Source organism: Bradyrhizobium sp. P5_C12 (assembly GCF_054049735.1).
In genome coordinates this window covers 22,976-39,900 of the sequence record NZ_JBFULU010000008.1, presented here as the reverse complement: position 1 = coordinate 39,900, position 16,925 = coordinate 22,976, and the positions used below count along the sequence as shown (strand labels likewise).

Below are 16,925 nucleotides of genomic sequence, written 5' to 3'. Positions count from 1 at the left end.
GGATCACCAGGGCGTCGGCAGCAGGCCGGCAGGAAGCGGCACGCGCAGCAGCTTGCCGAAGATGAGGTGGATGGCGAAGGGCGACAGCGCCGCGAGCGGCAGCGCCAGCTTCCACTTCGCCCCTAACGCGGTCGAAGTGACGTAGACCATGATCGCCGCGGTGATGATGAAGCCGAGCCGGTCGGCGGCGACCACGTAGAACAGCAGCAGCGCCGGCGGTAGCAGGGCGCGCAGGCTGTAGAGCTTGCCCTGCGGCGATGGCAGGCTTGCGGCCTGGCCATCCTCGAGCGGGATCAGCTCTTCCTCCTCCTCGAAGGAATGCCCGATGCCGAACACGATCGCGAGACCGCACAGGGCAAGCCCGGTGCCGATCACCAGCGGAAACACGTTGGGGCCGACCGGCTGCCCCGGCACCGGCGGCAGCAGCCAGCCGCCATAGGCCGACGCCGCGCCGAGTACGACGAGAAACGATCCCGTGACGGAGTCGGGAAGACGCATGGTGGAAATCCTATAACAGGTGCACTCCCTCTCCCCGCGCGCGGGGAGAGGCATAGGCGGCCTTCGGCCGCCGTTGTTGAAGAACGCCGATGCGTAGCATCGGCTTTGGTGAGGGGGGCTCTCCGCGCGGACGGTGAGAGTTGGTCTTGCGGAGACTCCCCCTCACCCGAATTCGAGCGGAGCTCGAATTCGACCTCTCCCCGCATCCGCCTTCGCTGAAGCTTCGGCGGACAAGAGCGCGGAGAGGTGAAACGTCACGCCTTGGCCAGGCCGGCGGCCTTCATCGCTTCGCCCATCTGGGCATCGCCCTTGTCCATGAAGCCGGCAAAGTGGCCGGCATCGCCCCACACCGTGCCGAAGCCGCGATTGCCCATAAAATCCTTGAACTCGGCGGAGTCGTAGACCTTCTTCAGCGCGGCGGTCAGCTTGGTTGCGATTTCCGGCGGCAGGTTCTTCGGCGCGCCGATGCCGCGCCAGGCGCCGGTCGCATACGCGATGCCCATCGCCTCCTTCAGCGTCGGCACGTCGGGGAAGATCGGGTTGCGCGCAGGCGCCATGATCGCGAGGCTCCTGGCCTTGCCGGCCTCGATGATGGCGCGCGCCTCCGGCACCGAGCAGGTGGTGAGATCGAGGCCGCCGGCGGCGAGATCCTGCATTGCAGGCGCCGCGCCGTTCGACGGCACCCAGGCGACCTGGTTGGCGGGCAGGCCCATCGCCTGCATCCAGCCGACCAGCGCCAGATGCCAGATGCCGCCCTGGCCGGTGCCCGAAGCCTTGAACTTGCCGGGCGGCGCGGCCTTGATCGCCTCGGCGAGGTCCTTCACCGTCTTGTAGGGCGAGGAGGAGGACACCTGGATGCCCGGCGGGTCCTCGTTCATCAGCGCGAGCGGGGTGTAGCTCCTCGGCGTCAGCTCGGTCAGGCCCTGCCAGTGCATCATCGAGATTTCGACGGTGAGCATGCCGATGGTGTAGCCGTCGGGTTGTGCGGTCGCGATCGCGGTATGGCCGACCACGCCGGAGCCGCCGGTACGGTTGACCACGTTGAAGGGCTGGCCGAGATCCTTTTCCAGCAGCGCTGCGACAATGCGCGCGGTCGCATCGGTGCCGCCGCCGGCGCCCCAGGGCACGATCACGGTGACCGGCCGTGCCGGATAGGCTTGTGCGCGTGCCGGTGTGAGGCCGAATGCGGCGGATGCGGCAACAGCGGCGGTCGAGGCCGCAAAGCTGCGGCGCGTAATCTTGGACATGAATGCCTCCCAGCGGCGCCCGTGACACCGGGCGCTCTTGTCAATGGCGGCATTCTAGTCGGCTTTGCAGCGAGGCTGCAAGGTAGCGCTACCAAGGAGATCGCCATGTTGTGCGAAAACTGCATGCCCATCTGATGGAAGCCGGAAATCGGGTGGGATTTGCCCGCACGCTTCGCCAACCTGAGCGGGTAACGAAAGCCAAAGGCAAGCCACCGATGACCCAAGCCTATTACAGCGCCGTACTGGACCGCCCGCTGGACCAAGTCTGGTCGCTGATCCGCGATTTCAACAACTATCCCGCTTATATCGACGGCGTGAGCGAGAGCGTGATCGAAGACGACAAGCGCGGCGATGAAGTCGGCGCCATCAGACGCTTCTGCTATCTCGGAAACTGGATCCGCCAGCGTCTGGTTGATCACTCGGACCAGCAGCACACCCTGACCTATGCCGGTCTCGAAGCGTTGCCGTATCCGCAAGACGACGGAAGCCGGACGCCGGCACCGACGCGCTATCAGGGCACCATGCATCTGCTCCCGATCATCGAGGGTAACCGCACCCTCATCGAATGGTCGGTCGCCCTCGATACCGAGCCTGTGGACGCCGATCGCTGGCAGGCTCTGTTTGCGTCCTGGATTCCCGATTGGACGGATTCGCTTGCCCGGACATTGGCGCGGGCCCATCCGCGATCCTAGCGATCGCTCACGGCTCGTCCGCGTCGCCCTTTGGCCGCGCGCCGCCGAAGATGCGGATGCCTTCCGCGGTCAGGTAAGGCTTCAGCGTCTCCCACGGCACGAAGGCGACATACTCGCCCTCGGCGTAGGGGCCGACCGCGTAGGGCGGGTAGTGGAAGGTGAGGCCGGAGCTCTTGCCGGCTTCGCTCGAGGGCGCGAGCGTCACCGCGCCGATCTTGAGCAGGCGAGGCTCCACGCTTTTGAACCATTCGTCGGTCGCGGTCTCGCTGGTATCGCGCTTCTTCTTTTCGGTCTTGAGCGAGGCGATCACGGCCTTCACCATCGCCTTCATGGTGGGGCCGCCATCGGCGGTCTCGGTGAAGAACGGGCGGATCGAGATGCGCTTGTTCGAGGTCTTGTCCCAGAGGATCGTGTTCACGTCCGAATTCGGATGGGCGCCGTGGGTGTCCATGTAATCGTTGCGCAAGAGGCTGACATAGCGGTCGCCGACCACGGAGCGTATCGAATATTTGCGCTCAAAATCCCAGCCGCCGTCCTTGAAGAACTGCGGGTCCTCCTTGCGTGAGGCGGCGGCCTCGGCTGCGTTCTTGTCGAGCCATTTTTTGCCCTCGGCGAGGCAATCCGCCGCCAGCGGGGCATCCACCTTGATCTTGTCGTCGAGGAAGATTCGCGCTTCGATGCTCCTGGTCTTGACGATGGCGTCGGGCTTTGCGTCCGCGGCGAGGGTGGGGATCACGCATGCTGCGCTAAGCGCCATGGCGACGCTCAAACCGATCATCAACTTCAAGGGGGAGTGCTCCTTACGTGAGCGTCAGAATATTTCGAGGATGTAGTCTGCGATCTGCTGCGCAGAGTGGGGGGAGGCGGAGCGCCGGACGGTCGCCTGCGCCTGCAAGCCGGTCGCGTCCGCGATGATCTGCTCGACATCGATCAGGTTGAGTAGCGAAAAAGAGGCCTTCGGTTCGACCTCGACCAGGACATCGATGTCGCTGTCCGGGCGATAATCTCCACCCGCCCGCGTGCCGAGAATCGCAAGCTTCGCCACGCCCTTGCCTTTGATGGCATCCGCGTTCTTGCGTATCGCAGCGATGATTTCGTCACGTGTCATGGACACAGCCCGGCCGATCACGCGGCCAGCCTATCATCTACTCCGCCGCCTCGCTATGCCCGAGCCGGGCATTGAGCTTGCGGATCAGCTCCTCGGCCGCATCCGCGATCACCGTGCCCGGCGGGAAGATCGCTTCGGCGCCGGCGGCATAGAGCGCGTCGTAATCCTGCGGCGGCACCACGCCGCCGACGATGATCATGATGTCGTCGCGGCCCTGCTTCTTCAGCGCGGCCTTCAATTCCGGCACGGCGGTGAGATGGGCGGCGGCGAGCGAGGAGACGCCGAGGATGTGGACGTCGTTCTCGACGGCCTGCCGCGCGGCCTCGTCGGCGGTGGCAAACAGCGGCCCGATGTCGACGTCGAAGCCGATATCGGCGAACGCCGAGGCGATCACCTTCTGGCCACGGTCGTGGCCGTCCTGGCCGATCTTGGCGACCAGGATGCGCGGGCGGCGGCCCTCCGCCTCCTCGAAGGCGTCGATCAGCGCCTGAACCTTCTCGACCCGGTTACCCATGCTGGACGCCTCCCGCTTGTAGACGCCGGTGATCGACTTGATCTCGGCGCGGTGCCGGCCGAACACCTTTTCCATCGCGTCGGAAATCTCGCCGACGGTTGCCTTCGCTCGTGCCGCGTCGATGGCGAGCGCGAGCAGATTGCCGTTGCCTTCGCCGGCCGAGCGCGTCAGTGCGGCGAGCGCGGCATCGACGTCCTTCTGGTTGCGCTCGGACTTCAGCCGCGTCAGCTTGTCGATCTGGAGCCGGCGGACATTGGTGTTGTCGACCTTGAGGATGTCGATCGGGGCTTCATCCGTCGGCTTGTACTTGTTGACGCCGATCACCGCCTGCTTGCCGGCATCAATGCGGGCCTGGGTCTTGGCGGAGGCTTCCTCGATGCGCAGCTTGGGCACGCCGGCCTCGATGGCCTTGGCCATGCCGCCGAGCTCCTCGACCTCCTGGATGTGGCCCCAGGCTTTCGCCGCGAGATCGCGCGTGAGACGCTCGACGTAGTGCGAGCCGCCCCAGGGATCGATGATGCGGGTGGTGCCGCTCTCCTGCTGGAGGAAGAGCTGGGTGTTGCGGGCGATGCGCGCGGAAAAATCCGTCGGCAGCGCCAAGGCCTCGTCGAGCGCATTGGTGTGCAGCGACTGGGTGTGGCCTTGCGTTGCCGCCATCGCCTCCACCGTCGTGCGCATCACGTTGTTGAAGACGTCCTGCGCGGTCAGCGACCAGCCCGAGGTCTGGCAATGCGTGCGCAGCGACAGCGAGCGCGGGTCTTGCGGGTTGAACGGCTTGAGCAGCTTCGCCCACAACAGCCGCGCGGCGCGCATCTTGGCGACTTCCATGAAGAAGTTCATGCCGATCGCCCAGAAGAACGACAGCCGCGGCGCGAAGCGGTCGACGTCGAGCCCTGCGGCAAGGCCGGCGCGCAAATATTCGACGCCGTCGGCCAGCGTATAGGCGAGCTCGAGGTCCTGCGTCGCCCCGGCCTCCTGCATGTGATAGCCGGAGATCGAGATCGAATTGTATTTCGGCATCTTCGTGGAGGTGTAGGCGAAGATGTCGGAGATGATCCGCATCGACGGCGCCGGCGGATAGATGTAGGTGTTGCGCACCATGAACTCTTTCAGAATGTCGTTCTGAATGGTCCCTGAGAGCTTCTCCGGCGGCACGCCCTGTTCGCCCGCGGCCGCGACGAACAGCGCCAGGATCGGCAGCACCGCGCCGTTCATGGTCATGGACACGCTCATCTGGTCGAGCGGGATGCCCGCAAACAGCGTGCGCATGTCGTAGATGGAATCGATCGCGACGCCGGCCATGCCGACGTCGCCGCMGACGCGCGGATGATCAGAGTCATAGCCGCGGTGGGTGGCGAGGTCGAAGGCGACCGAAAGACCCTTCTGGCCCGCCGCGAGGTTGCGGCGGTAGAACGCGTTGGAATCCTCCGCCGTGGAGAAGCCGGCATATTGCCTGACGGTCCAGGGCTGGTTGACATACATGGTCGGGTAGGGGCCGCGCAAATAGGGCGCGATGCCCGGATAGGTCTCGAGGAAATCGAGCCCGGCGAGATCGGCCTCGCCATAGGCTGGCTTCACCAGAATGCCCTCGGGCGTCAGCCACGGCTCGGCGCTGCCGGTTGGCGCGGCGGTGGCGGTGCGCTCGAAGGCGACATCTGCAAAGTTCGGTATACGGCTCATGCGTGCAATCCTCGCCCGAAGAACGCTCCGGCGACCAGTCCAGATATCATGCCGATAGCAGAAAAAACTTCCCAGGAATGCGGTGCATAGGGCAATACGCCCAGCGCAAGCCAGAGCCATATGATGGCGCCGCCGCCGGCGATGCCGATCAGCGGAAACACGAGTTGCGCCAGCATCGGCCGGCCCCTCAGGAACGGATAGGCCAGCGGAAACAGCACGAGCGTGACGGGCGCGGCCAGCATCGCTGCCAGCACGAGGCCGATCAGCAGGATCGGAAAGATGATCACGGCGATCAGCGAGAACGGGAAGCTCACGATGACGCCGAAAATGGTCCCGGTCAGCGCCGCGACTACCGTCGCGATCGCGCTGAGGCTCAGCATTCCAGAGGTCTCCGCCGCGCGCTGGATCATTCCTTCGCCGCCTTTGCTTGACTGACTTTGGCTGTGCCTCTCGACTCCTCAAACCTGCGGTTTCGTTCGATCAGTTTCTGAACATTCTTCTTGTAGACCGGGTCGTCGAAATGACTCTTGGTCATCGCACCGGTCCCGCTCCACAGCAGCCGCGCGAACAGCTTTCCGACGTTCGCCTTCCACTCTATCAAGCCCAGCAGTATTTCTCCGAGCGACTGAAGCATGGCATAGCCTATCACGGTTGCGGCCTCGACATGTCGCCCTCAATCATGGTCCGGATGCTGATGGCTGACGATGGTCGCCATCTTCTCCGGCCCGTAATTCTGCTGCGTGGTCTGGCTCGGCAAATTGGCGATGCCGACCACCCAGCCAAGCCGCGACTCTGTTCCATATTGCCGAGTCGGCACCACGTGATCCGGCCGGTCGAACGCACCGGTCATGATCTCGATGCGCGGGCCGTCGATGCGGCGGAAGCTCAGCGGCGTGCCGCAGGCGGCGCAGAAATCGCGCATTGCGATGGACGAGGAGCGGAACGCAGAGGGCGTGCCCTTGGTCCAGGCGAAATCACCCTTCTCGATATCGGCATAGGAGGCGAACGGCGCACCGCTCGCCTTCTGGCACATCCGGCAATGACAGATGCTGATCTTCGCCGGCGCCGCCGAGACCGCAAAGCGGACCGCGCCGCATTGGCAGCCGCCGGTGAGAACGGGTTTGCCTGCTTCCGTCATGGCTGCTCCATCCGTCGATAGGCGTCCTGCAGCGTCGCAAGCGCATCGCCACCGGCAAAGACGAAGCCGGTGACGCCGGCTGCACGCAGCGCCGCCTCAGTCTTGGTCGGGCGGCCTGCCAGATAGATATGTCGCGCGCCGGCCTTTTGCAGGGCCCCGGCGGCGGCCTCGGCACGGTCCGCATAGACCTTGTCGCTGGAACAAAGGCAGGCGAGCGCGGCGCCGGAGGCCTTGAAGGCGGCCGCGAGCGGCGCCGGATCGGCAAAGCCCTCGCTATCGACGGCCTCGATGCCGCCGGCCTCGAAGAAGCTTTTTGCAAAGGTCGCGCGCGCCGTGAAGTCGGCGGGCGTGCCGAGATTGGCCAGAAACACCTTTGGCCGCGCGCCGCGCGCCTTCAACGTTGCGTCCGATTTGTCGCGGAGCGCCTCGAACGGTTCCGCAAGCCGGATCGGGAGCAGCGCGTCGAACTTGTATTTCTGCTCGCCGTAAGGTGCGAGCGCAATCGGCGTCGCCTTCAGCACCGCCGTCTCGCGCTCCTGCAGGTTCGGAAACTCGCTGGCACCGGTCAGCACGTCGCGGCGCTTTGCGATGTTGGCCTCGCGCGCTTTTCGCGTGGCCGCGACCTTGCTCTGGAACACGCCCTGCTGAAGCGCGGCGAAGGCGCCGCCGGCTGTCTCGCTCTCCTGGAACAGCGCCCAGGCCGCCTCGCACAGCTGCGAAGTCAGCGTCTCGATGCCGCCTGCGCCGGCCGCGGGATCGCTGACCTTGGCGAGGTTGCTCTCTTCCAGCAGCAGGGCTTGCGTGTTGCGCGCCACGCGCCGCGCGAACGGGTCGGGCAGTCCGAGCGCCAGCGTGTGCGGCAGCACGGTGATCGCATTGGCGCCGGCAAGTCCCGCCGCAAACGTCGCGATGGTCGCACGCAGCATGTTCACGTAAGGGTCGCGCTGCGTCAGCATGCGCCAGGCGGTATCGGCGGCGATGAACAGCGGTTTTGGCGTCAGTCCGCAGGCCGTTTCGACACGCGCCCACAAGAGCCGCAGCGCGCGGAACTTTGCCATCGTGAGGAACTGGTCGGCATCCGCGGCAAGCCGCGCATAGACCATGCCCTGCGCCTGTTCCAGCGGAACGCCGGCGCCTTCGATCGCGCGCAAATAGGCGACGGCGCAGGCGAGCACGAAGGCCAACTCCTGCACCTCCGATCCACCGGCATCGTGGATCACGCGCCCGTCGGCGGACGCGAACGGCCCCTTGAAGCCAAGCGCGGCGAGGCCCTTGATGCCGCCGGTGACGGCAGGAACGATCTCCTCCCAGGTATAAGGGCTGTGGCCCCACACCGCGCCGGCTGCGAGCGGATCGAGCCCGAAGCGGATGTCGCAGGCGGCGGGATCGATGCCGTTGCTCTTCACATATTCCGCGACATGGATCGCCGCCATCCGCGATTGCGGTCCGATCTGAAGCTCGATTCCGATACCGGCATCGAGATGAATATCCTTCAAGATTTTCGCGACCGCGTCGGCCGTCGGTTCCAGGCCGAAGCCGTGGCTGCCATTGCCGCCGGCGAACACCAGCGCAAGACCCGTTGCGCCATTCTCGAGATCGGCGAGCGCCTGCGCATTCGCGGCGGCCGCATCGGGATGGTCGATCCGCTGCATGACCTGCCAGGGTGCTGCCGCTGGCCGTCCCGCCACCGGCGCGACGCCCTTGGCGCGCGGATAGAGCGGGTCGATCCTCACCCCGTCATAGGTTTTGCCGACCAGCTTCTCGAACGGCGCGCCCTTGAGCACGCCATCGACCAGCTTGCGCCAGTCGTCGACCGTTGCCTTGGGAAAATCGGCCGCCAGCGGCAGGTCGTCGGTCACGGAGGTCATGCGGCGAGGGGCTCCCAAAATCTTGTCGTTCGCAGGCGAAATTGCCACGGCCGGCCGCCCCTGCAAACGGTTGTTTTTGGTTAACCGGTATCCGGAAGCCGCTCAATGCCTTGCGTCGAGACGCTGGCGAGCCCGTCACGAACGCGGATGCCGCCGATGACGCGGTCGGGCGCGATCTCGGCCAGCGGCACCAGCACGAAGGCGCGCTCGAACAGGTGCGGATGCGGCAGCGTCAAATCGGGCTTCTGGAACGACACATCGTCATAGGCGATCATGTCGAGATCGAGCGTGCGCGGTCCCCAGCGCCGCTCCTTGGTCCGCGTGCGGCCGAATTTCTGCTCGACCTTCTGCATCACGAACAGCAGCGCGTGCGGGTCGAGGCTGGTCTCGATCTCGACGCAGGCATTGATGAAGGGATCCTGGTTCTCGTCGCCCCAGGGCGGCGTCGCATAGTCCGACGAGCGCGCGATCAGCGCGGCCTGCGCCATGCCGCAGATATGGGCGATCGCTTTCCCGAACGTCGCGCGGACATCGCCGACATTGCCGCCGAGCGCAATGAGGACGCTCGCCATCAGGGATGCCGCGAGCGCGTCAGCATGATGCCGACGTCGTCGAAGATCGCCGCGATCGGCGCATGCGGCTTGTGCACGGTGATCTTCACCGCGCGGATGCGCGGGAAGTGCGACAGGATGGCGTCGGCCACCGCGCCGGCCGCGCGCTCCAAGAGCTTGTAGTTGGTGTTCTTGAACGCCGCCGTCGTGGTCGCCACGACTTCGGCGTATGACACCGTGTCGGCGAGCCGGTCGGTGCGCGAAGGCTCCGACAGGTCGGTATAGAGTTCGAGGTCAATGACAAAACGCTGGCCGACTTCGGTTTCGTGATCCATCACGCCGTGGCGGGCATGAATCGACAGGCCGGTCACGAAGATCGTATCGGTCATTGCTTGCTCTCGATTGCGTGCGCCACCCGCAAGGCCTGCAAGGTCTCGGCGACGTCATGGGTCCGGATGATCCTGGCGCCGCGCTGTGCGGCGATGAGGTGCGCGGCGATCGAGCCGGCGAGCCGGCCCGACGGCTCCGACGGCGACACCGAGGCGATGAAGCGTTTTCGCGAGGCACCGACCAGGATTGGCAGGCCGAATACGTCGAATTCACGCAGCCGCGCCAGCGCGATCATGCTCTGCTCGGCGGTCTTGCCGAAGCCGATGCCGGGATCGAGCACGATTTTTTCGCGCGCAATGCCGACCTGTGCGGCGATCTGCAGCGAGCGCTGAAAGAACACCTTCATCTCCGCGATGATGTCGATGGCGGGATCGACGCTGTCGCGGTTGTGCATGACGATGACCGGGACGCCTCTCGCGGCCACCAGCGGCGCCATGCCGGCATCGCGTTGCAGGCCCCAGACGTCGTTGGCGATCATGGCGCCCTGGTCGAGCGCGAAGGCGACCACCTCCGCCTTCATGCTGTCGATCGACACCGGCACGCCGAGCGCCACCACATCAGCCAGGACCGGCTTCAGCCGGGCAAGCTCGTCATCCACCGTGACCGGCCGGGCACCCGTGTAGGGCCGGGTGGATTCGGCGCCGATGTCGATGATGTCGACGCCGGCCTCGATCATCGCCCGCGCCTGCACCAGCGCCTGGTCGGGTGCGATGAACCGCCCGCCATCGGAAAATGAATCCGGGGTGATGTTGAGCACGCCCATCACCGCCGGAACGGATTGCCGCGCAAAATTCTCGGTGTCGTCCCGGCGAAGGCCGGGACCCATAACCACAGGGAGGAGTTTGGCGAAGATTCGGCGTTCGGTACGCCTACCGCCTACAATCGATAGATTCCGCGGTATGGGTCCCGGCCTTCGCCGGGACGACACCGAGAATTTTGCGCGGCAATCCGTACGTGGAGAGAAGCAGCCCTAATACGTGATCTTCGGCGGCAGCTTCTTGGCCTTGGCGATGATATCGCCGACCGACTTTTCCGAGGGCAGGATGCGGACGAGCTTCTTCTTCTCGTTGGCTTCCCGCATGCTCTGGGCGAGCCTTGCCGGATTCCGATAGGAGAGCTCGCGCACGGTGGTGACGCCGGCGGCGCGGACCAGGCCGACCTTGGCCCTGCCCATGCCGGGGATGCGCATGTAGTCGGAGACGTTGGCCCATTCCAGCAGCAGCTGCTCGCTGATGCCGGTCTTGGCGGAGAGCGCCTTGCGGCCCTTCACGGTTGAGGCCGCCTCGAGCAACGCATCGGTGGTGCGAATGCCCTGTGCCTTCAGTTTGCCAGCGGCAAAGGCGGACAGGCCCTCAATCTCGGAGATCGGATATGTCATGATACTCGGTATGAAATGCGCGCTTCAGGCGAACTGGCCGAGGCCCGGCGTCCCCGCGATGATCTTGCCCATTCGATCCGCTCCGATTTTGTCTCGGCCGAAGCGAAAAAGTTCACGGGCGACGTTCTGAATGTCGGACATGCCGAGTCCCAGGCCCATCAGGCGCGTGCCGACGGCCATCAGGCCGCCGCCCATCAGCCGCGACAGTCCGCCGCCGCTCGTGGACGCCTCGATCGCCGCTTCTGCACCTGGAATCTGGTCGATGAGGGCCTGGACGCTGTCGGAAGGACCCTCGCTGCGGAGGAAGCCCAGGATAATGCCGACGGTCTTTTCAGCGACAGCACTATCTATGCTGGCGTTTGTCGCCAGCCGCCCGATCAGCTCGTCCATTAGCCCCGCCCCTCAGCCGGYCTGCGTCCGGAAATTTACTTTCGAAGAACGATCTTGAGCCGGTGCGGTGTGAAATACAAGCGATGAACGCACGCGACGTCGCGATTCATCTTCGATCGCGCGAAAAGTGTTGCAGCGATGCAAGAGTGGAGATGAAATCAGCAACAAATTGCCGCGGTGCGAACGCACCGTTCCGACTTTCGGCGGACGTCATCCATGCGGCCTCCGACAATGTCGCATGTTCGGATCGCGTTGAACGGTTTTAATCGGGACGCGACATGCGTTAAACTACGGGACTGGAGCGCGTGAGTTTCGATACGCGAAACACCCGCAGAAACATCAGAGAAAATAAATGACGGCACAGGACAGCAAGCTCGGCGACACCGACGACAAGATATTCGTCGGCAAGGGAGACCAGCAGGCCTGGCTGACACTGGCGCTCGCCAATCGCCACGGCCTCGTCACCGGTGCAACCGGAACCGGCAAGACAGTATCGCTGCAGGTGATGGCGGAAGGTTTTGCGCGCGCCGGTGTTCCGGTGTTCGCCGCCGACATCAAGGGCGACCTGTCCGGCATCTCCGAGGTCGGCGTGCCCGCGGACTTCATCGTCAAGCGCGCCACCGCGATGGGGTTGACGTTCCAGCCCGACCAGTTCTCGACGGTGTTCTGGGATGTGTTCGGCGAGCAGGGCCACCCGGTACGGGCTACCGTCACCGAGATGGGACCGCTTCTGCTCGCGCRCATGCTCGATCTCAACGACGTGCAGGAAGGCGTGCTCAACGTCGCCTTCCGCGTCGCCGACGACAACGGCCTTGTCCTGATCGACATGAAGGATCTGCGCGCGCTGCTCGATGCCATCGTGCCCGACAGCGGCAAGAAGGGGCCGGACGCGGCCGCTGATCCGCTTGCCGACATCCGGAAAGCCGCCCAGGGGTTCGGCAACGTCACCAAGGCCACCGTCGGCACCATCCAGCGCCAGCTCCTCGTATTGGAGAACCAGGGCGGCACCAAATTCTTCGGTGAGCCGGCGCTGACGCTGAAGGACTTCATGAGGACCGACCGCGACGGCCGCGGCATGGTCAACATCCTCGTCGCCGACAAGCTGATGCAGAGCCCACGGCTTTACGCGACATTCCTGCTGTGGATGCTGTCGGAATTGTTCGAAGAACTGCCCGAGGCCGGCGATCCGCCCAAGCCGAAGCTGGTGTTCTTCTTCGATGAGGCGCATCTGCTGTTCAACGACGCGCCGAAGGCGCTGATGGACAAGATCGAGCAGGTGGTGCGCCTGATCCGCTCCAAGGGCGTCGGCGTCTATTTCGTGACGCAGAACCCCATCGACGTGCCCGACCGCGTGCTCGGGCAATTGGGCAATCGGGTGCAGCACGCGCTGCGCGCCTTCACCCCGCGCGACCAGAAGGCGGTCGCGGCCGCAGCCCAGACCTTCCGGCCCAACCCGAAGCTCGACACCACCAAGGTGATCATGGAGCTCGGCAAGGGCGAGGCGCTGGTGTCCTTCCTCGAAGGCAACGGCACACCGGCGATGGTCGAGCGGGTGATGATCCGTCCGCCCTCGGCCCGGATCGGGCCGATCACGCCGGAAGAGCGCAAGGCGATCATGGATGCGAGCCCGGTGAAGGGCAAATACGACACCGCCGTCGATGAAGAGTCCGCCTACGAGATGATCCAGAAGCGCATTGCCGGCACGGCTGCGACTGCCGATGCCGGCGCGGCCGGCGGAGGTGGCGGCATCCTCGGCCAGATCGGCTCGATCGTCGGCACCATCTTCGGCACCAATGTCAAGCGCGGCCGCTTGTCGGCCGGCCAGGTCATTGCGCGCGACGTGACGCGATCGGTCACCAATCAGGTGATCGGCGGGATGGCGGCCAATATCGGCAAATCGGTCGGTGGTCAGATCGGCGGCTCGATCGGCCGCACGCTGGTCCGCGGCGCGCTCGGCGGATTGCTGCGTCGGTAGGCAGAGAAGCCGCGTTTGAGGCACTCAAGCCTCCACAGCGTCATGGCCGGGCATAGCCGTCCGAAGGACGGCGTCGCTTCCGCTCGACTATGTCCCGGCCATCCACGCCCTACTTGCACTCGAAGAACGTAGATGCGATTGCCCAGCACGCCGGGCGAGGCCGAACACCACAAATTCAGGAGAGGGGGACTCTCCAAGCGTCCGTCGGTCTGCTACGTGCTATTTGTTGCCCACGGGACATAATGTGACACCACCGAATCTATCAGACAAACTCGGCCCGCACAGAGCCTTGTCGCTGCGCGCGCCGCTCGATCTGCTCTTCCTGTTCTGCTGCGTCCTCCTGACCGCCGACGTGCTCGTTCCCGAGATCTTCGGCCACGGCAAGACCAAGGATTATGGGCTGTGGTACTGGGCCGGACAGCAGGTCCTCCACGGCGGGTCGCTCTATCCCGACAAGATCGGCGAGTATTTCGAATTCATCTATCCACCGCTGCCGGCGATCCTGCTGGCGATCCCGAGCTGGTTCGGCAAGATCCCGCTCTATATCGTGCTGTCGATCCTGAACGTGGCGGCATGGTGGTACACGGGCATATTCTCCAATGCCATGACGGGATCGGGCCGCAGGCCCGGCCCGTGGCTCGAAGCGCTGCCGGCCATCGTCACCGTGACCTTCGTGTTCGACATGTTCGACCTCGGCCAGCCGAACCTCGTGCTGCTGGCGATGATGCTCTGGGGCTTCTGGTTGTTGCAGCGTGGGCGCTCCTGGCTCGCGGGCTTCATGTTCGCGCTCGCCACCGCCATCAAGGTGTTTCCGATCGCGGTGCTGCCTTATCTGGTCTGGCGGCGGAAATGGGCGGCCGTCGTCGCGACGGTCGCCTTCACCGGCATCCTTCTCTATGTCGTGCCGGCGCCAATTCGCGGCTTCGAGCGCAACGCGGCCGAGCTCAAGACCTGGTACCAGGGCATGGTCGGCTCGAGCTCGGAAAAGGGCTTTGGCCAGCGCGACGAGCAGAACTGGTCGTGGGTCAACCAGTCCCTCATTGCCGTCACGCACCGCCTGGTCCGGCCGATCAACTACAATCAGGAGGATCCCAACAAGCCGCCGCGCACGATGAATGTCATCGACGTCGATTACCGGACGGCGAACTGGATCGTGCTCGCGGTGTCGGCGTTGCTCGGGCTCGGCTTCGTCGCGGTGATGCCACGGCAATCGCGGCGAACGGCGCGCTCGGATGCCGAGGAGCTCGGCATCCTGTTCTGCCTGATGACGGTGGCCTCGCCCCTGGCGCGGCAATACTACTTCATGTGGCTGTTCTTCCCGATGACGGTGCTGATGCATCGCGCCGCCTTCGACGAGCGGGCGAATGTGCGCCTGGGAACCTGGCTTGCCCTGGGTGCGGCCGGCATCCTCATGCTGCTGGCGCTGCCGTGGTTACCCAACGAGATCCAGGCCTGGGGCAATAATCTCATCGCCACGGCCGTCCTCGCCGGTTGCCTCGCCTGGCACATCCGGCATCCGCCGGTTGTGGCTAGCTCCGACGCCGCGGCAGGGCTAAAACCCAACACGTCCTAAGAAGACATATCGAGATCCACAGTCAGGAACACGACCATGGCCAATGCGCAGCTTCAATCCGTGCTCGACCACATCGACAAGGATTTCGACAACAGCCTGGAGCGCCTGTTCTCGCTGTTGCGGATCAAGTCGATCTCGGCGGATCCGGCCTTCGCGGCCGATTGCAAGGCTGCGGCCGAGCATCTCGCCAAGGACATCGCGAGCCTCGGTGTCGCGACCGAGGTGAGGCCGACTGCCGGCCATCCCGCCGTCGTCGGCAAGGCCAAGGCGGGCGGGCGGCCGCACGTGCTGTTCTACGGCCATTACGACGTCCAGCCGGTCGACCCGCTCGATCTCTGGCACCGTCCGCCGTTCGAGCCTGCGGTCACCGACCATGCCGACGGCCGCAAGATCATCGTCGCGCGCGGCGCCGAGGACGACAAGGGGCAGGTGATGACCTTCGTCGAGGCCTGCCGCGCCTGGAAGAAAGTGACGGGCTCGCTGCCGATCGACATCACCTTCCTGATCGAAGGCGAGGAGGAGGTCGGCTCGAAGAATTTCGTGCCCTTCATCGAGGCCAACAAGGACGAGTTCAAGGCCGACTATGTACTGGTCTGCGACACCGGGATGTGGGACCGCAACACGCCGGCGATCACGACGTCGCTGCGCGGCCTGCTCTATGAAGAGGTGAAGATCACCGCCGCCAATCGCGACCTGCATTCCGGCGTGTTCGGCGGCAGCGCGATGAACCCGATCCGGGTGTTGACCAAAATTCTGGGCAGCCTGTTCGACGACGACAACCGCATCACCATTCCCGGCTTCTATGACGGCGTGAAGGATACGCCGGCGGACATCCTGGCGCAGTGGAAGAAGCTCGACTTCACGCCCAAGACGTTCCTCGAGCCGATCGGGCTGTCGATCCCGGCCGGCGAGAAGGGCCGGCTCCTGATCGAGCAGGCCTCGACGCGTCCAACCTGCGACGTCAACGGCATCTGGGGCGGCTATATCGGCGAGGGGTCCAAGACGGTGATCCCGTCGCATGCCTCGGCCAAGGTCTCGTTCCGCCTGGTCGAGGGACAGGACCCCGCCAGGATACGCAAGCTGTTTCGCGACTACGTGTCGGCGCGGATTCCCGGCGACTGCAAGGTCGAGTTCGGCGACCATTCGGCCGGCGCCGCCATCGCGCTCGACTGGAACATGAAGCCGCTCGCCRCCGCCAAGACGGCGCTGACCGAGGAATGGGGCAAGGAGACCGTGCTGATGGGCTCGGGCGCCTCGATCCCGATCGTCGCCGACTTCAAGCGCACGCTTGGGCTCGACTCGCTGCTCGTCGGCTTCGGGCTCGATGACGACAACATCCACTCGCCGAACGAGAAGTACGACCTGCGGAGCTTCCAGAAGGGCATCCGCTCCTGGGCCCGCATCCTCGCCGCGCTGGCGGAGGTGAAGTGACCGCGCAACGGTCATTCCGGGGCGCCTCGAAGAGGCGAACCCGGAATCCGGAGATTGTTGTACGAGTGCCGTAGGGTGGGCAAAGGCGCGAAGCGCCGTGCCCACCATCCGTCCCGGATCGCGATAGAAAAGGTGGGCACGCTTCGCTTTGCCCACCCTACAAGAGCTTCATCCTCGGTGCCGTAGGGTGGATTAGCCGCAGGCGTAATCCACCAACTTCGTTCCGCACGCGCGGATACATGGTGGATTACGCTTCGCTAACCCACCCTACGAGGTTGGCAATGCCCCAATTGCGCCTCCCGTCATCCTGAGGTGCGAGCCGTGGAGCGCAACGCGCTTCACGGTGAGCCTCGAAGGATGCACGGCCCCGATGCAGCCGGGCCGTCGCCCTTCGAGGCTCGCCGAAGAGGCGAGCACCTCAGGGTGACGGTGGTGATTGCGCCCGCAGCCCGCCAAATAAAAACGCCGCCCGGAATTGGGCGGCGTTTCATT

17 protein-coding genes and 1 pseudogene are annotated in these 16,925 nt (G+C 65.0%); 4 read left to right on the top strand and 14 right to left on the bottom strand.

The annotated features are described in order from the left end of the window. Positions 1-3 precede the first annotated feature (3 nt). Complete coding sequence (locus tag ACXJMY_RS09820; protein WP_456619119.1) at positions 4-498, bottom strand: tripartite tricarboxylate transporter TctB family protein; 495 nt, start codon at positions 496-498, stop codon at positions 4-6. 254 nt (positions 499-752) lie between these two features. Then, positions 753-1,745 carry a tripartite tricarboxylate transporter substrate binding protein gene (locus ACXJMY_RS09815; protein ID WP_456619118.1) on the bottom strand — a complete coding sequence of 331 codons (993 nt, stop codon included), beginning with the start codon at positions 1,743-1,745 and terminating at the stop codon, positions 753-755. Between the two features lie 110 nt (positions 1,746-1,855). On the opposite strand from ACXJMY_RS09815, the gene ACXJMY_RS09810 reads away from it, so the two are divergent. Continuing rightward, positions 1,856-2,437, top strand: a complete 582-nt coding sequence (locus ACXJMY_RS09810) for an SRPBCC family protein (protein WP_456619117.1) — start codon at positions 1,856-1,858, stop codon at positions 2,435-2,437. A 7-nt stretch (positions 2,438-2,444) separates the two neighbouring features. Here the strand turns inward: ACXJMY_RS09810 and ACXJMY_RS09805 are convergent, their stop codons facing one another. From ACXJMY_RS09805 to ACXJMY_RS09750, 12 genes and pseudogenes are all read right to left on the bottom strand, one after another. Then, the gene (locus tag ACXJMY_RS09805) at positions 2,445-3,215 is read right to left on the bottom strand and encodes an RsiV family protein (protein WP_456619296.1); all 771 of its coding nucleotides are present in this window, start codon (positions 3,213-3,215) and stop codon (positions 2,445-2,447) included. A gap of 33 nt (positions 3,216-3,248) precedes the next feature. After that, positions 3,249-3,566, bottom strand: coding sequence for a nucleotidyltransferase family protein (locus tag ACXJMY_RS09800; RefSeq protein WP_456619116.1), 318 nt, complete (start codon positions 3,564-3,566; stop codon positions 3,249-3,251). A gap of 16 nt (positions 3,567-3,582) precedes the next feature. Next, positions 3,583-5,739 (bottom strand): methylmalonyl-CoA mutase, encoded by a 2,157-nt coding sequence (gene scpA / locus ACXJMY_RS09795; protein WP_456619115.1) that lies wholly within the window; start codon positions 5,737-5,739, stop codon positions 3,583-3,585. Beyond that, a complete protein-coding gene (locus ACXJMY_RS09790; RefSeq protein WP_456619114.1) occupies positions 5,736-6,119 on the bottom strand; it encodes a hypothetical protein in 384 nt (127 codons plus the stop codon). Before ACXJMY_RS09790 ends, scpA begins: the two co-directional genes overlap by 4 nt. Before the next feature lie 26 nt (positions 6,120-6,145). Continuing rightward, positions 6,146-6,373, bottom strand: a complete 228-nt coding sequence (locus ACXJMY_RS09785; protein ID WP_456619113.1) for a hypothetical protein — start codon at positions 6,371-6,373, stop codon at positions 6,146-6,148. Positions 6,374-6,412: 39 nt separating this feature from the next. Next, the gene (locus tag ACXJMY_RS09780; protein ID WP_456619112.1) at positions 6,413-6,877 is read right to left on the bottom strand and encodes a GFA family protein; all 465 of its coding nucleotides are present in this window, start codon (positions 6,875-6,877) and stop codon (positions 6,413-6,415) included. Further along, the gene (locus tag ACXJMY_RS09775) at positions 6,874-8,745 is read right to left on the bottom strand and encodes a methylmalonyl-CoA mutase family protein (protein ID WP_456619111.1); all 1,872 of its coding nucleotides are present in this window, start codon (positions 8,743-8,745) and stop codon (positions 6,874-6,876) included. The genes ACXJMY_RS09780 and ACXJMY_RS09775 overlap by 4 nt, the downstream gene beginning before the upstream one ends. An 80-nt stretch (positions 8,746-8,825) precedes the next feature. Continuing rightward, the gene (gene folK, locus ACXJMY_RS09770) at positions 8,826-9,317 is read right to left on the bottom strand and encodes a 2-amino-4-hydroxy-6-hydroxymethyldihydropteridine diphosphokinase (protein ID WP_456619110.1); all 492 of its coding nucleotides are present in this window, start codon (positions 9,315-9,317) and stop codon (positions 8,826-8,828) included. After that, positions 9,317-9,685, bottom strand: a complete 369-nt coding sequence (gene folB, locus ACXJMY_RS09765) for a dihydroneopterin aldolase (protein WP_027544155.1) — start codon at positions 9,683-9,685, stop codon at positions 9,317-9,319. Before folB ends, folK begins: the two co-directional genes overlap by 1 nt. After that, positions 9,682-10,461: pseudogene (gene folP / locus ACXJMY_RS09760) on the bottom strand (dihydropteroate synthase); the annotation flags it as partial. The gene folB and the pseudogene folP, both read right to left, overlap by 4 nt. A gap of 195 nt (positions 10,462-10,656) precedes the next feature. Beyond that, entirely contained in the window at positions 10,657-11,064 is a 408-nt protein-coding gene (locus tag ACXJMY_RS09755) for a DUF4332 domain-containing protein (protein WP_456619109.1), read from the bottom strand. 24 nt (positions 11,065-11,088) lie between these two features. After that, positions 11,089-11,454 (bottom strand): DUF2267 domain-containing protein, encoded by a 366-nt coding sequence (locus ACXJMY_RS09750; RefSeq protein ID WP_456619108.1) that lies wholly within the window; start codon positions 11,452-11,454, stop codon positions 11,089-11,091. Positions 11,455-11,806: 352 nt separating this feature from the next. On the opposite strand from ACXJMY_RS09750, the gene ACXJMY_RS09745 reads away from it, so the two are divergent. From ACXJMY_RS09745 to ACXJMY_RS09735, 3 genes are all read left to right on the top strand, one after another. Further along, positions 11,807-13,429: a helicase HerA-like domain-containing protein gene (locus ACXJMY_RS09745; RefSeq protein WP_456619107.1), complete on the top strand. Its 1,623-nt coding sequence runs from the start codon at positions 11,807-11,809 to the stop codon at positions 13,427-13,429. A gap of 289 nt (positions 13,430-13,718) precedes the next feature. Beyond that, on the top strand, positions 13,719-15,002 hold the full coding sequence (locus ACXJMY_RS09740; protein WP_456619106.1) for a glycosyltransferase family 87 protein: 1,284 nt from the start codon (positions 13,719-13,721) through the stop codon (positions 15,000-15,002). A gap of 36 nt (positions 15,003-15,038) precedes the next feature. Further along, the gene (locus ACXJMY_RS09735) at positions 15,039-16,433 is read left to right on the top strand and encodes a M20/M25/M40 family metallo-hydrolase (protein WP_456619105.1); all 1,395 of its coding nucleotides are present in this window, start codon (positions 15,039-15,041) and stop codon (positions 16,431-16,433) included. Positions 16,434-16,925 lie beyond the last annotated feature (492 nt).

Excerpts from the sequence above, each read along its gene's own strand:
- ACXJMY_RS09755 (WP_456619109.1), bottom strand. The coding sequence starts at position 11,064 with ATGACATATCCGATCTCCGAGATTGAGGGCCTGTCCGCCTTTGCCGCT.
- ACXJMY_RS09805 (WP_456619296.1), bottom strand. The coding sequence starts at position 3,215 with ATGATCGGTTTGAGCGTCGCCATGGCGCTTAGCGCAGCATGCGTGATC.
- ACXJMY_RS09790 (WP_456619114.1), bottom strand. The coding sequence starts at position 6,119 with ATGCTGAGCCTCAGCGCGATCGCGACGGTAGTCGCGGCGCTGACCGGG.
- folB (WP_027544155.1), bottom strand. The coding sequence starts at position 9,685 with ATGACCGATACGATCTTCGTGACCGGCCTGTCGATTCATGCCCGCCAC.
- ACXJMY_RS09820 (WP_456619119.1), bottom strand. The coding sequence starts at position 498 with ATGCGTCTTCCCGACTCCGTCACGGGATCGTTTCTCGTCGTACTCGGC.
- ACXJMY_RS09785 (WP_456619113.1), bottom strand. The coding sequence starts at position 6,373 with ATGCTTCAGTCGCTCGGAGAAATACTGCTGGGCTTGATAGAGTGGAAG.
- ACXJMY_RS09750 (WP_456619108.1), bottom strand. The coding sequence starts at position 11,454 with ATGGACGAGCTGATCGGGCGGCTGGCGACAAACGCCAGCATAGATAGT.
- ACXJMY_RS09775 (WP_456619111.1), bottom strand. The coding sequence starts at position 8,745 with ATGACCTCCGTGACCGACGACCTGCCGCTGGCGGCCGATTTTCCCAAG.
- ACXJMY_RS09780 (WP_456619112.1), bottom strand. The coding sequence starts at position 6,877 with ATGACGGAAGCAGGCAAACCCGTTCTCACCGGCGGCTGCCAATGCGGC.
- ACXJMY_RS09815 (WP_456619118.1), bottom strand. The coding sequence starts at position 1,745 with ATGTCCAAGATTACGCGCCGCAGCTTTGCGGCCTCGACCGCCGCTGTT.
- folK (WP_456619110.1), bottom strand. The coding sequence starts at position 9,317 with ATGGCGAGCGTCCTCATTGCGCTCGGCGGCAATGTCGGCGATGTCCGC.